Genomic DNA, 14,979 nt, shown 5'->3' with positions numbered 1-14,979 from the left:
ATTATTGGATGAGATAGGCATGAGTGACTTTTTATTTTCTAGGCAAATCATACCAAAGGGGAAGATGACAGAACACATTCAGCGAATCTACACGGGAGATAAACCACCTGTGTTGGAGTTTCATGGTGAATGGGGTTCGGTAGCTGTTAGCCAGAATCTATATCGAGCTTTTCAGCCATATGAAACAGATAAGTATCTGTGTATTGTTATCGGTGGTCCCGTTTTATACTTTTGTGATAACCATTTCCTGAAAGATGGGAAAAATAATAACGGTACTAGACACATTTATAACCGCTGGCAGCAAGGGGATATTAATTGGAAGGAAGATGTAAGCGGACCCTTTGTCTTCTTGATAATTAATAAAGAAACTTCAGAGATTCAGTGCATTACGGATATGATGTCTTTTATACCAGTTTTTATTTATCGGAATTCACAAAATATCATGTTAGGAACACATGTGGATGCACTAGCAAGGGCTGCTGGGCAAACAGATGATATGGATTCGATTTCGATAGCTGATTTTATCCTGCATAGTGTAGTTACCTTTCCTTATACAATTTATAAATCGATTCATCAGAGTAGTCCTGCAACACATAATATTATTCAAGGTAACGTAGTGGAAAAAACTATTCCATATTGGATTCCTGAAGAAGAACAACGATATTCGTCCATGAACGTCGCTGCAAATAACATAAGAAATGCCCTAACAAAATATGTCAATACCATTACGAGTGAAGTATCAGACATTGCTCAATTTATTAGTGGAGGGGAAGATTCACGAGTACTTTCTGCATTACTAAAGGACAATCCTAGAGATGCCTACGTTTTTCTGGATCAGATGAATACGGAAGGAAGAATGGCCAAAAAAGCGGCAAAGAAATATGGAGCAACTTTTAAAATGGCTCAACGAGACAGACTACATTATTTGCACATGTTACCTGATACCGCTGAACTAGTAGGCGGCGGTTCCGAATATCGCCATGCGCATGCTTTTGGATTTCAAGAAAGTTATGGTTTACATAAATATGATGCTGTTTTCGGAGGCTTATTTGCGGATGCCTTATTAAAAGGAGCTCGAATCCAAAAAACACCGCTTTCCATACGATATTCGTTTGTGCCGGATATTAGGGAGAAGACTTCCACTAAAGGTAACCGCAATACAAATAGACAGATAAAAGCGGAGATTTTGTCGGAAATAAGCTCAAGGAGAAAGTCACATTTTAACTACGTGAAAAGTTTTAGAGAGAATTCGGCGGAGGAATGGTTTGAGTTGTGGCCGAGTTCGATGAATATGAATATACCAAACATTCATGCCAATCGTAGGTTAATGAGAAGCTATGAGCCATTTATGGATAAGGAAGTAGTGAAAATCAGTGCGACCGTACCACAGGAGTGGAAACTTAATCGCAGACTTTTTCAGCAAGCTGTGAAGCCTTTCTTAAAACCAACCAAATGGCTATTTCACAGTGATGGGCGCTTGCCATACTTTCCTTGGTATATCAATTCATTCGTAGCTTTCGTGACTTGGGTGTATTTCCGCTTAGGGTATAGGATAGGATTCGTTAAAGGAAATCAGGGGCCATGGGCTGATTGGGAGGCGGTCGTAAAAAGTAGTGACTGGGAACATGCCGTGGGAGAATATTCCAGTGGATTTTCTAAGATCTCCCCCTTGTTTTTAGAACAAGATGTTGAACAGCTGTTTCAAAGTAATGCATTTAATCTAAGACAAAAAGTAAATTTGTTACAGGTTTTATATCAATTGGCTAATAGATAGCCATACGATTATAATTTGGCGCCTAGTTGGTTATATTGATGGACATAATCATGTTTCAATCAATGAGGTGCTATTATTGAAAATATTACATTTAAACGCAGGAAATGAAACTGGTGGAGGCATGTACCATATACTGGCTTTGCTAAAAGAATTAGATAAAAATCAGTTTATTCTAGGTGTGCTTGAGAAAGGTGAACTATTACAAAGGGCTAAATCAGAAGGGATTAAAACGGTGTATTTTTCGAATAACACACGATTTAGTCTCCCTCTCATTCAAAAGATTAAGAACTATGTTAAACAACAACAAATTAGTATTATCCATACTCATGGACCCAGGGCGAACGTCTATGCCTCTGTATTAAAACGGTTAATACCGTTTCAATGGACGGTAACCGTACATAGCAACCCAACGATGGATTTTATGGAAAAAGGTAAATATGGGGATTTTCTCTGTCGGTTAAATATCAATGCCTTAAAAAAGGCAGATAAAATCATTGTTATCTCCGAACCTTTTCGTACCTGTTTAAATGAATTTGGTATCGAAAATGAGAGAATTGTTACCGCATTAAATGGAATTAAATTTCAGCAAGATAAAAAAACCTACCTGAAGAGAACCGTTCTTGGTTTTGCAGAGGAGGACTTTATATTTTTGATGGTGGCTAGACTGGAACAGGTCAAAGGACACCACATAGCATTTAAAGCCTTTGCAAATATATTGGATAGATTTCCCAACTGTAAACTGGTTTTAGTTGGAGATGGTTCGCTTAAAGAAGAATTAGAAACCTTAGTCAAAGATCTTGGCATTCAGGAAAATGTATCCTTTATGGGTCATCGGGATGATGTGGATTGTTTCTATCAGTTAGCCGACATAACGTTATTAACATCATTAAGTGAGAGCTTTCCACTTGTATTATTGGAGTCTGCACGGGCCAAAACACCTGTTATTGCAACGGATGTGGGGGGAGTAAATAATTTAATTGTCAATAATAATCTTGGCTGGATTATCCCTCCAAATCGTGTGGATGATTTAATTCTTGCAATGGAAGAAGCCATTCACTTTCACCAAATTGGTCGTTTAGACTTTATGGGGGAGTCTCTTTATGATTATGCTTCACGTCATTTCACCGTAGAAAAGTTTGCTAATCGAATTTATGACGTCTATTTGAGTATGTTAAAAGTTGAATAGGGAAACTTATACAATTGGAAATATCTTGTGAAGGGGTTGCCTATGAATTCTCCATTGGTTACGGTATTTATTCCCGTATATAATAGTGAACGATACATAGAGGAGGCCATTACGAGTATCATTAGACAGACGTATGATCATTTAGAGATACTTATAATCGATGATGGTTCTACCGATCAGTCGGTGGAAATAATAAAAAGGTTTGAGGACTCTCGCATTCGGTTCCTACAGAATAAAGAGAATAAGGGAATACCCTATACAAGGAATGTTGGTTTAAGGGAAGCTAATGGCAAATACCTAGCAGTGATGGATGCGGATGATATTGCTGTTAAATATAGAATTGAAAAACAAGTAGGATACCTAGAGAGAAATAGGAATGTAGATGCAGTCGGAAGCTATTATAAGGAATTTGGGAGAAAAATTAATAAAGTGGTCTCATCCAATCTTAAAACTTCGGCGGAATTGAAAACAGGTTTAATTTTTATCAATCGAATCGGAAACCCTACGTCTATGATTCGAATGGAAACCGTACATAAATATCAATTACGCTATAATGAACACTATTTTGTTGCTCAAGATTATGATATGTGGGTACAGCTATCCAAGATTGGCCATTTACATATTATACCTGAAGTGTTATTACACTATCGGATGGGACATGCCAATATAACGAAAAACTCTAATGTAAAGAAAATGGACCAAAGAAAAAAAATACTTGATTCTATTCATCAAGATATTTTATCCTATTACACATTTGAACTGACGCAGCAAGAAGTAAGCGTTTTTTGTGCCTTTTTTAATGACATCCATGGACTCACAATAGATCATCACACCATAACACTACTACCTATTGTTTTACGAAAAATGGAAGAACAAAATAGACAGTATCAATTATTTGAGGAGAGGCTGTTTGCTCGAATTATTCGCAGTACCGTTTTTACGATGCTCCAATATCACCGAATGACATTACTGGGAAAGTTAAGTATCTACAATAAAGTCTGTAGAACGAATACGAATTTCTTTTCAGTGACCAGGGATTTTTTAATGATATTAATGAAGCATGCGTATAGCATGGTTAGAAGTCTCTTTTCATAAGATTCTGATGGTAAATTTACAATATCATAACATGACAGTGATGGGAGGTAGCATCTATAATAGGTATAGAATAGATAATATAGTAGGTTGGAGTGAAATCATTGAATAAGCCTATAAAAGTAATGACCGTATTCGGTACAAGGCCAGAGGCAATCAAAATGGCACCATTAGTTCTTGAATTAAAAAAACGTCCATTGGAATTTCAATCACTGGTAACAGTTACTGCGCAACATCGAGAAATGCTTGATCAGGTACTTCAGATTTTTGATATTATTCCTGATTATGATTTAAATATTATGAAGAAGCAACAATCTCTAGCGCAAATCACCACACGTGCGTTAGAAGGTCTTGATAAGGTACTAAAAGAAACACAACCAGATATCGTGTTAGTACATGGAGATACGACTACGACCTTTGCTGCATCTCTAGCTGCTTATTATAATCAGATAGCTGTAGGTCATGTTGAAGCTGGATTACGAACGTGGAATAAATACTCACCATATCCAGAAGAAATGAATCGACAAATAACCGGTATTCTAGCAGATTTACATTTTGCACCAACAGAAAAATCCAAGCTAAATCTAGTAAATGAAAATAAACCAGAGGATCGTATTTATGTTACTGGCAATACAGCTATTGACGCATTGAAAAATACGGTAGATACAAATTATTCCAATCCGATTTTAGATAGCTTAGGAGAAGAAAGATTAGTCCTAATGACCGCGCACCGCAGGGAAAATATAGGTGAGAATATGGAGCAAATGTTTCGTGCAATTAAGCGGTTGGTAGAGTCGCATGAAGATATTAAAGTGATTTATCCAGTACATCTAAACCCAGTTGTTCAGAAAACAGCGAATGAAATCCTCGGACAGGATCATCGTATTAAGTTAATAGAACCTTTAGGTGTTGTTGATTTTCATAATTTTGCAGCTCGTTCTCATTTAATTTTAACAGATTCCGGTGGTGTACAGGAAGAAGCCCCATCTCTAGGTGTACCTGTACTGGTTCTCCGTGATACAACAGAACGCCCAGAAGGTATCGAAGCGGGTACATTAAAATTAGCAGGTACAAAGGAAGCGGACATCTTTGCCTTAGCGAATGAACTATTAAGTGATAAAGAGGCTCACGATAAGATGGCGAAAGCCTCAAATCCATATGGTGATGGAGAAGCTTCTCGGAGGATTGCAGATGCTATGATAGAGTACTTTAATAGATAAAGCCACAGATTATTCTGTGGCTTTTTTTTTAGATGAGCTCTCGTTTGTTCTAATTATAATAAAGTGCTTGAATTTGCTCCGGCAGAATACTTGCGGTTAACTAGCGCGGTCTTAGCCTCCTAGCAGAAAGACCGAAACTGTACCTGTGTTTCTAGTAACTCTCCGTAGTAGGCTTCCTAGGCGCAAAGGCCATAGAAGTTTAATCATGTAGTTCCCTCGCTACGGGGGCTTCGAACACGTGCTGTTCCCGTAGGACAAGGAATGCTACGGCAGCGAAACATCGCACGAAAAAAATAGATATTTAATTTCAAGGAGTATCCGTATTCTGCTTTCGCTATATCTGGTTTTCTGATTAATAATACTGATTAGCGGAGGAAATACGCGGAGACTCCTGCGGGAAGAAAAGCCTAGGTGAGACTATGGAGAGCGACAGCTCGGAGTAGGCTCAGCAGCGCCCGCGGAAAGCGTAGTGTATTTTCCGTAGCGGTAAATGTGCACTAAATTTATACCAACCCTCTTTTCGTTTGCTATATATAATCGGAAAAGAGATTCAAAACATAGGCAAATTATTGTGTTATCTCTACTGTTCTTAACATCTTTCCCTCGCAAAACTGAACCCGTTAGAATATCCTGTGGCTTTTTTTATTCAAAATTCTTTTACCATTTCCCTATAGTCTAAATGTAGGTATAAAGGGCATAATTACTAGTAGTTTAGGTTAGAAAAGGAATATACATATGAGAAATAAAATGGAAAGACTCGTGAAACAGCCTTTTATACGGAATGTTTTTATATTGTCCTCGGGAACGGCTGCGGCACAAATAGTGACCATGGCTTTGTCCCCGATTGTTACGAGACTCTTTGGACCAGAAGCTTATGGGTTGATGGGGACTTTTACTGCAATTGTCTTTATTATTACTCCTATTGCGGCATTAACCTACCCAATGGCTATCGTACTTCCCAAAAGTGATAGCGATGCAAAGGGATTAGTGAAGCTTTCTTTAGCCATTTCTGGTGTCATCACCTTATTTGTAGCATTACTACTAATCATCTTCAGCCAGCAAATTGTCACATTATTTGGGATTGAAGAAATTGCACCTTATTTGTATTTGATTCCGATTGTTGTATTACTTGCTGGTTATTTACAGGTGGTAGAGCAGTGGTTCATTCGGAAGAAACAGTTTGGTGTCTCAGCTAAGGCAACATTTACGCAGTCCATTATTGTTAATGGTGGAAAAGTGGGATTTGGCTTTTTCCACCCTGTTGCAGGGGTATTGATTATTTTTTCAGCGATTTCACAAGGATTAATGGCATCATTGATGTTGGTTTATGCTAAATACTCCTTTCGTTCGGTTATCGCAGAATCGGTGAGTGTACCTATCAAAGAACTTGCTAAGAAATATCGGGATTTTCCCATGTTTAGAGCTCCGCAAGTTTTTCTAAATGCAGTTTCTCAGAGCTTACCTATCCTTTTATTAACAACGTTTTTTGGACCTGCAGCGGCTGGATTTTACTCTATTGGAAGGACCGTACTTGGTGTGCCTTCACAACTAATAGGGAAATCTGTAGGGGATGTATTTTATCCTAGAATTGCAGAAGCAGCGAATCATAAAGAAAATATGACGCAGTTAATAAAAAAAGCTACTCTTGCATTAGGGGCGGTAGGAATCCTTCCCTATGGTTTAGTGATTCTTTTTGGTCCATGGCTTTATGGACTGGTTTTTGGTTTAGAATGGGTGAAAGCAGGGGAATATGCACGTTGGATTGCCTTATGGATATACTTTATGTTTATGAATCAACCAAGTGTGAAAGCTTTACCGGTTATGTCTGCTCAGTCTTTTCATTTGAAATTTACGGTTATCACCCTGAGCACTCGAACCATCCTCTTAGCAATTGGGTATTATGTATTTTCAAGTGACCTCGTAGCTATTGCCTTATTCGGAGTTTCTGGTGCAATTTTAAATATCCTTTTAATCGTGTTAACAATCCATAAAAGTAAGGGTTTTAAACCAGTAGGGGAGGAATAGCAGGGTGCCTACGTTATTTGTCTGTGGAGATATCGTTAATTATGAGAATGCTAATGGAATGATTTGTTCCGATCTGTTAGCGGACAAGATAAGAAAAGTTGACTTCTCCATTGGGAATTTGGAAGCGCCAATCGAAGGAGTTGGTGAGCCAATAAGGAAAATTGGTCCTCATCATTTTCAAAGAAAGTCAACAATTGATGGGTTGAAGAAGCAAGGATTTGATTTATTATGTCTAGCTAATAATCATATGATGGATTATGGAGAGCAGGGCTTATTAGCTACCATAGAAGAAGCAGAGCGAGCTGAAATTAAGACGGTTGGTGCAGGGAAAACATTGGAAGAAGCGTATCAACCTTTGGTAACAACGATACGTGATCTGAAAATAGGGTTTATAAATGCATGTGAAGCTCAATTTGGTGTATTGGATTACCATTCAAAGTCGAATCAACCTGGGTATGCCTGGATTAATCATGACCGTATAGATGAGATGATTCTAGAGTTAAAAAATGTTTGCGATTTTGTTATCGTGTTAGCGCATGCTGGATTAGAACATTACTCTATCCCCCAAAAAGAATGGCGACACAGATATAAACATTTTTGTCATCTTGGCGCAGATATAGTGGTTGGCTCCCACCCTCATGTTCCACAAGGATATGAATACTACCGTGATTCGTTAATATTCTATAGTTTAGGTAATTTTTATTTTGATTCGGCTAATTTTAAGGAAAAAGAGGACCGTTCATACTCAGTCATACTGGATTTGAATAAAGACAGACCTATTAAGTTTGAGCCAGTATTTCATCAGAAGCAGGACGGAAAAGTACAGTTATCATCACCCGAAAAACAAATTAATCTGGAGCACTTGAATGCATCGTTGGATCAAGAATATGAGGACTTACTTGAACAAATGTCTCTAGATATCTTCCATAATCGCATAAAAGGGAAGCTTTCGGACTCCTTATTACCATTTCCGTTAGAGCGGAGTTGGAAGTCCACTATAAAGAATTTCATTCGAAAAAGGCTGGGAAGAAACAGAGTGGATAAAAAAGAAATACAACTCTTACATTATTTGAGAAACGAATCGTATTATTACGCAGCTAGACATGCACTAGAGGTTTTAAGCAAGAAATAAGTAAGGTGCCTGGCACTGTTCGCATTTTTTGATAATAAGGCGAACGTCGCAAACCCTTGTCCGCCATAGGGTAAAGCTACAATGGAGTATTCGACAAAATCCGGGAAGTGCCAGGCACCTCTTAAGTTGGCACCACTTGTGTTATTGTATGCCTTCGATGGTGAATGTGGCGGATTGCATATGGTTGGTTCCGAGTTTGTTTCTAAATTCGGATCCTGTAACGGTTATTTCTTTTGTTTCTCCACTTATTCTGATCTTGGTGGGTCGATTATATTTTGTTTCGGTAACAGTGACATTAATGATTTTCCCAACTTCTGGATATAAACTTTGTAGTTGTTGCTTGGTGATGGTGTAACTCCACCAATTACTTGCATATTTGGATCTGTCATATGGATCTTCCTTCCCTATTAAGTAGGGTACGTTGTTGCCCCAAACATCTACCGCATCTACCGTTTGTCCACCTGCAGATGCAGAATATACTGCATCAATCAGTGCTCCATTATAAAGAATAACTTCTCCTTTGGTAGCTGAAATAGCTTGGTTTATGTTTCTGACATATTGCTCTGGAATTGCTTGTGGAATCCCATTATAAACCTGTGACCTCGTTGTATCATAGACATCAAATTTCTTGTTGGGATTAATTTGTTTTAAAGCATACGTTCTTGCAGCTAAAGTCTGCACTTTAAATAAATCTAGATTGTTCCAGCTTGGAATAATCTCGTATGGAACTACCCCTTTTAAGTAGTTTTCAATATTTAAATGGTTGACAAGATCTAGTTTATCTTTGGATGTAGAAACAGAGAAATTCCCTTCATAGTATTTATTATTAAAGATAAGAAGGCCGTCATTTGATGAAGAAACCTGGAAAGCTTTCGTAAGTTCATACGTTCTCCCGCTATTTTCTAAGGTGTACTTCCCATCTTTATATATGATCGTTGTTTTCGTGTTTGGCAAGAATTCCCTATCACCAACCTGGTAGGCTTGGTTACTGGAAATAGTGAGCTTATCCAACCCTTCCGCTAATAAGACACGGATATTTTGATTACTCGTATCTCGTACACCGATTCCTGTTCCCGTGTAATAATAACTTAAGATTTCATCGTAAGCGTATCCTTCACTTGCCATACCGTAAGCACCGTGTTGCGTCATACCTACAGCATGTCCATATCCTCTTCCAGTAATGAAAAAACTATTGATATTTTCCTTGATGCCAGCTCTTGCAGTTACTAATTGTTGTAAGGTTCGTGCGTCAGCGATACCTGTTATCGGCAGACCATTTTGTTGCTGGAACTCTTTTACTTTATTTTCGGTTAATGTTCCATAGTAATTAGTAGGTACATTAACGACTTTGAAACCTACATCATTCAAATAGGTTTGCAATAGTTTAACGTCATTTCCGCTATCCTCTTGCTTCATCACTCGGTTGAATGGAGAGGGAATCGTTTGACTAATTACTTCTTCTAATTTCTTTAACGTTGCTTCACCAGCTATACCGTCCGCAGTCAAATTGTACGCACGCTGAAATTCTTTGACCGTATGAGTGGTAATTGGGCCATAGCTTGTATTCGGGTTATCGGATACTTTAAATCCGGCTTTTTCTAGGTCTAATTTTAGTTGAATAACTTTTTTGTGTTTGACGCCTTCTTTTAAAAGAATCGTTTCTTCTTCGTTCGAATCACCATGTTCTCCTTTGACGATTTTTTCCAGTGTATCTAACGTCTTCGCATCGGCAATTCCAGTAACGGAAAGTCCGTATTTTCTTTGGAACTTTTTAACTTGTTCTTCTGTTTTTGGTCCAAAGTCATTATTCGGATTATTGGATACGATAAAACCAAGCTTAGCTAGATTTATTTTCATTTGTTTGACATCTGGATGGGAAATGCCGTTTGCTAAAACGGTTGTTCCCGTTAATAATTCATCTAATTTATTCAGTGTTATTGCATCTGCCACTCCAGTAGGATGCAGTCCATAAGCAGATTGAAAATCTTTTACCGTACTTTCTGTTTTCGGCCCGTAGTCATTATTCGGATTATTAGAAACAGTAAAACCAAGTTTGGCAAGTTTTAATTTGAGTTGTTTAACATCAGGATGAGAAACACCATTACTTAAAACAGTAGAAGATGCTAGCAATTCCTCAACTTTATTTATGGTATTCGCATCTGCTACTCCGGTTGCTTTTAACCCATAAGCGGATTGAAAGTCTTTAACCGTACTTTCCGTTTTCGGTCCAAAGTCGTTGTTTGGGTTGTTGGATACAATAAATCCGAGTTTGGCCAAATTTAATTTCAGTTTTTTAACATCTGGATGGGAATCACCGTTTGCGAACACGGTAGAAGTGGTCAATAGTTCCTCTATTTTGTTTAACGTTTTAGTGTCCGCAACACCTGTCGTTTTTAGTCCATTGGCAGATTGGAATTCCTTCACTGTACTTTCTGTTTTCGGACCATAGTCATTATTTGGGTTGTTCGACACGATATAACCAAGTCTAGCCAAATCTAGTTTGAGTTGCTTCACGTCCGGATGGGAAACCCCATTTGCTAAAACGATAGAAGCAGACGATAACGCATCTAATTTACTCAGTGTTTCCGCATCCGCAACACCTGTAGGTTGGAGTCCATAAGCTGCCTGAAAGTCTTTAACCGTACTTTCCGTTTTTGGTCCAAAGTCGTTGTTCGGATTGTTGGAAACGATAAACCCGAGCTTGGCTAGATTTAATTTCATCTTCTTAACATCTGGATTGGATGTGCCAGGTGCAAGAATGACTGTAGATGATTGATCTTTCGTTTCTTCCACACGAGTTGTACCTTGTTCGTCCTTACCGGGAATCTTAAGTACTTGATTGATAAAAATAGTATCAGCTGTTAAGTCATTTGCTGCTTTCATTTGGTTTATATCTACATCGAACTTGTTGGATATGGAAGTTAATGTATCACCGGGTTTCACTGTGTAGCTTCCCATATCATTGTCAATGGATTCTTTAGCAATCTCTTGTTTTACTTCTATTTCTGGAAGAGAAGTATCTTCTGGGTTTGTCTCTATGGTTGGTTGCTCTGGAATCACCGGATTATCAGTAGGGATGATTAAATCTTGATTAGCATAAATTGCATCACTTGTAAGCCCATTAATTTGTTTAAGTTCATCAATGTTTAGTTTATACTCACTAGCAATATGAGTTAAAGTATCTCCCGGTTGAACGGTATAGATTATCACGTCATTTGGTATGTTATTTGCTTCTTCTGCAGAGACGGAGGTATGAATGGGGAGAGCTGCAAGAATCATGGTACCAAACGCAATCTTAACAATACCGCCCTTCACATTCGGTAAATGAGTAGAAACGTACTTTCGTGCTTCATTTTCAAGAATCCATTTCTTTCCTTTTGCCAAAAACTCTTCGCCAAATTCTTCGTAACCATACCGTTTATCAATATATAAAGTAACTACAATCTTATGATGTTTTTCTTCTATTGAATGGTTAACAAATAACTGCTGCATCATGCCACTCCTAAAACGTATTGTTAAAGGTTAGTTTTAGCAGTTTTGATTTGTTCATTCTCTAAATAGTGATGGTATGAATTTTATTACTTTAGACGATAATGTCTAGAGTAGTTGTCGGTTAGACAATAGAACGAAGAGAGATGAAACGAGAATCTATGCAAACTATTTTTAGGACCGAATCGATTAAATTTGTTTTAGTCGGTTTTTTTAATACGATTCATTATTATGCGTGGTATTTGCTATTCACGGAACCATTGGCAATTTACTATCTGATAGGTCATTGGATGGCTTTTGTGATTAGTATGATTGGGTCATTTTATTTAAATACCTATTTTACGTACCGTTCCAAGCCAAGTTGGAAGAAGTTTTTCCAATTTCCATTAACCTATCTTGTTAATATTGCTGTTTCCACTAGTGCACTTTATATCTTTAGAGAGTGGGTAGGTTTGGATAATAAAATCGCACCATTATTGGCTGCGGGTATGGCTATACCGTTTACTTTTGTCATTTCACGAAAAATCTTAAAATCATAAAGGAGCATGTTGCGTTGAAAAAGTTAAGCATCGTTGTTCCATGCTATAACGAACAAGAAAATGTATACGATTTTTATCAAGAAACACAAAAGTATGTAAAAGAAATTCAAGCTGAAATAGAGTTTGTTTTTATTGATGATGGCAGTAAGGATCAGACACTTTCCATTCTTCGTGATTTAGCGAATCATGATGAGAATGTTAATTTTATTTCCTTTAGCAGGAATTTTGGAAAAGAGTCTGCTATTCTTGCTGGATTTCATTATGCAACAGGGGACGCAGTAATCTTGATGGATGTTGATTTACAACATCCACCATCATTAATTCCAATTATGTGGAAGTATTATGAAGAGGGATATGACCAAGTTATTGGAAAAAGGAATCGAAAAGGGGAAGGCTTTTGGAGACGACACTTAACGAACCTTTATTACAAAGTAGCCAATCAACTGGTGGAAATCTCTATAACGAATGGGGTAGGAGATTTTCGATTATTAAGTAGACGAGCATTAAATGCAGTCTTAAAGATGAGCGAATACAATCGTTTCTCGAAGGGCCTATTTGCCTGGATCGGTTTTCATGAAAAGTTGATTGAATATGATAATCAGGTTCGTATGGATGGAAATGGAAAGTGGAGTTTCAAGAGCCTGCTCAATTATGGAATCGATGGTGTTTTATCTTTTAACACGAAACCATTAAGAGTTGCTATTCATGGAGGCACGTATATCACGATAGCTGGTTTTATCTACATATTTCTAACACTAATCAATTATTTTTTACATGGCATTGAAACACCTGGTTATTTTACTACTATCTCAGCGATTATCATCCTTGGTGGAGTACAGTTACTGTTTTTAGGAATTATCGGAGAATATATTGGGCGAATTTATTGTGAAATAAAAGACAGACCACACTATTTGATTCAAGAAAAAAGGGTAAAGGAGTAAGTAAATGCCAGAACAGTTTTTTTCTAAATTAAAGAGCATGGTAAAAAGAGAATGGAAAATTGCCTTCCTTAGCACGGTAATTATTGGTTTCCTAACTCATATGTACGTGTTCACCAATATGTTACTTAATCATGATGGAATTAATAATATGCATCATCCCCAGAATCATTTATCCTCCGGACGATTTTTTCTCGCCCCTTTTAGTGGGATTAGTTCTTTTTTTAATTTGCCATGGATAAATGGTTTGCTATCTATCTTTTATATTGCCTTAACAGTAGTTGCGCTTACGGAATTTTATAAGTTAAAGAAAACCCCATCCATTGTCCTAGTTGCTGGGATTATGGTTACTTTCCCAACCATTGCTTCTACTTTTGCTTATATGTATACAGCAGATGGCTACATGGCAGGGTTATTATTGGCTATTTTGTCTTTAGTGGTTACGAAGAAGTTTAAGTTAGGATTTTTGCCTTCATCCTTTCTTTTATTTATAAGTGTTGGCATTTATCAAGCAAACTTGCCAATTGTACTTACAGCAGTTTTAGTATGGCTTATTATTGAATTACTATTTAAACAAAATGTAAAAGAGACTCTTCAATTGTTCATCCAATATGTCATCATGATTTCTATTGGAATGCTTCTGTATGTCTTATTATTTAAATCCTATCAAAACACCAGGGGGATTGTTGATTACCAGGGATTGAATAGTGTTGGTTTTGAAATAAGTATGATTCCGGAGCAATTAAAAAAGATAGTAAACAGATTTCTCGACTTTTTTGGCAGAGGTTTTGTATCGGATATGCCAATAAACTTGTTTGAAATACTAAATATCTTTTTAGCCATTTTAATTTTAATTGCGGTGATTGTAGCGATAATAAGAAATATACAACATTTATCCCTTTTAAAAACGGTTTCGATTATCCTAGCTGGTTTATTATTGCCAGTTGCTGCGTTTGTTCTTTATTTTGTTTCACCTGGTGTGAGTTATCATATGTTAATGGTTTTAGCCTTGGCATTCCTTTATATATTTCCTATCATTATCTATGACAGATTGCAGGAACCGGTTTTATCTGTGAAAGTCTTTTCATGGAGCGCGGTAGTTCTGCTGTTTTTAATTGTTTTTAACTTTGCTATCATCAGCAATATATCTTATTTTAATATGGAACTGCGCTATGAAAAATCCTACGCGTTCATGAATCGATTACTAGACAGAATCGAGCAGTTGGAAGGTTATGATAATGTGTCTCAAGTAGCTATCCTAGGATATCATCATGTAGAGACCAATCTCTCATCGAATAAGGTACGTGAAAATATTCCAGGCATGACTGGCGTAATAGGTGAGACCTTTTTGAGTGCACCATATCATTTCACTGGAATGTGGGCTACTTTTTTTGGTGAAAACTTTAGTTTCGTGAATCAGGACCGGTTGAGTGAGTTGAGGGAGAATGATTTGGTTCAAGAGATGAATGCTTGGCCTGCAAAAGAGTCTGTCGTAATTATTGATGATGTTGTTGTTATTAAGTTGAGTGAATAAAGAATGTAGGATAAAACTCCACTGCATGTAACATGTAGTGGAGTTTTTTT

The 14,979-nt window shown here is 37.3% G+C and carries 10 protein-coding genes; 9 read left to right on the top strand and 1 reads right to left on the bottom strand.

What is annotated here, in order from left to right; all coding sequences use genetic code 11:
• The first annotated feature begins 19 nt into the window (after window positions 1-19).
• The 6 genes from D8M06_RS07950 to D8M06_RS07925 all read left to right on the top strand — a co-directional run bounded on the left by D8M06_RS07950 (window position 20) and on the right by D8M06_RS07925 (window position 8,429).
• Complete coding sequence (locus tag D8M06_RS07950; RefSeq protein WP_121203866.1) at window positions 20-1,774, top strand: asparagine synthase-related protein; 1,755 nt, start codon at window positions 20-22, stop codon at window positions 1,772-1,774.
• A gap of 76 nt (window positions 1,775-1,850) precedes the next feature.
• Complete coding sequence (locus D8M06_RS07945; RefSeq protein WP_121203865.1) at window positions 1,851-2,960, top strand: glycosyltransferase family 4 protein; 1,110 nt, start codon at window positions 1,851-1,853, stop codon at window positions 2,958-2,960.
• A gap of 42 nt (window positions 2,961-3,002) precedes the next feature.
• Window positions 3,003-4,055 (top strand): glycosyltransferase family 2 protein, encoded by a 1,053-nt coding sequence (locus tag D8M06_RS07940; protein WP_121203864.1) that lies wholly within the window; start codon window positions 3,003-3,005, stop codon window positions 4,053-4,055.
• Between the two features lie 101 nt (window positions 4,056-4,156).
• Window positions 4,157-5,272 (top strand): non-hydrolyzing UDP-N-acetylglucosamine 2-epimerase, encoded by a 1,116-nt coding sequence (gene wecB, locus D8M06_RS07935; RefSeq protein ID WP_121203863.1) that lies wholly within the window; start codon window positions 4,157-4,159, stop codon window positions 5,270-5,272.
• Window positions 5,273-6,007: 735 nt separating this feature from the next.
• A complete protein-coding gene (locus tag D8M06_RS07930; RefSeq protein ID WP_121203862.1) occupies window positions 6,008-7,297 on the top strand; it encodes a lipopolysaccharide biosynthesis protein in 1,290 nt (429 codons plus the stop codon).
• Window positions 7,298-7,301: 4 nt separating this feature from the next.
• Window positions 7,302-8,429, top strand: a complete 1,128-nt coding sequence (locus D8M06_RS07925) for a CapA family protein (protein ID WP_121203861.1) — start codon at window positions 7,302-7,304, stop codon at window positions 8,427-8,429.
• Window positions 8,430-8,570: 141 nt separating this feature from the next.
• Here D8M06_RS07925 and D8M06_RS07920 read toward each other — a convergent pair whose 3' ends face one another.
• On the bottom strand, window positions 8,571-11,921 hold the full coding sequence (locus tag D8M06_RS07920; protein WP_158591759.1) for a peptidoglycan-binding protein: 3,351 nt from the start codon (window positions 11,919-11,921) through the stop codon (window positions 8,571-8,573).
• Between the two features lie 143 nt (window positions 11,922-12,064).
• Between D8M06_RS07920 and D8M06_RS07915 the strand changes: the two genes are divergently transcribed.
• Genes D8M06_RS07915 through D8M06_RS07905 form a run of 3 tightly spaced genes read left to right on the top strand, consistent with a single transcriptional unit; the run spans window position 12,065 to window position 14,929 of the window.
• Entirely contained in the window at window positions 12,065-12,457 is a 393-nt protein-coding gene (locus tag D8M06_RS07915; protein WP_241558904.1) for a GtrA family protein, read from the top strand.
• 14 nt (window positions 12,458-12,471) lie between these two features.
• Complete coding sequence (locus tag D8M06_RS07910; protein WP_121203859.1) at window positions 12,472-13,398, top strand: glycosyltransferase family 2 protein; 927 nt, start codon at window positions 12,472-12,474, stop codon at window positions 13,396-13,398.
• A gap of 4 nt (window positions 13,399-13,402) precedes the next feature.
• The gene (locus tag D8M06_RS07905; RefSeq protein ID WP_121203858.1) at window positions 13,403-14,929 is read left to right on the top strand and encodes a glucosyltransferase domain-containing protein; all 1,527 of its coding nucleotides are present in this window, start codon (window positions 13,403-13,405) and stop codon (window positions 14,927-14,929) included.
• Window positions 14,930-14,979: the final 50 nt, after the last annotated feature.

Origin of the sequence: Oceanobacillus halophilus, assembly GCF_003628505.1 — a bacterium.
GTDB lineage: Bacteria > Bacillota > Bacilli > Bacillales > Amphibacillaceae > Oceanobacillus > Oceanobacillus halophilus.
This window is presented reverse-complemented; position numbering and strand designations above follow the sequence as displayed.

What these genes read in the sequence shown, in the direction of transcription:
- D8M06_RS07950 (WP_121203866.1), top strand. Translation starts at nt 20, where the DNA reads ATGAGTGACTTTTTATTTTCTAGGCAAATCATACCAAAGGGGAAGATG.
- D8M06_RS07940 (WP_121203864.1), top strand. Translation starts at nt 3,003, where the DNA reads ATGAATTCTCCATTGGTTACGGTATTTATTCCCGTATATAATAGTGAA.
- D8M06_RS07930 (WP_121203862.1), top strand. Translation starts at nt 6,008, where the DNA reads ATGAGAAATAAAATGGAAAGACTCGTGAAACAGCCTTTTATACGGAAT.
- D8M06_RS07920 (WP_158591759.1), bottom strand. Translation starts at nt 11,921, where the DNA reads ATGCAGCAGTTATTTGTTAACCATTCAATAGAAGAAAAACATCATAAG.
- D8M06_RS07915 (WP_241558904.1), top strand. Translation starts at nt 12,065, where the DNA reads ATGAAACGAGAATCTATGCAAACTATTTTTAGGACCGAATCGATTAAA.
- D8M06_RS07905 (WP_121203858.1), top strand. Translation starts at nt 13,403, where the DNA reads ATGCCAGAACAGTTTTTTTCTAAATTAAAGAGCATGGTAAAAAGAGAA.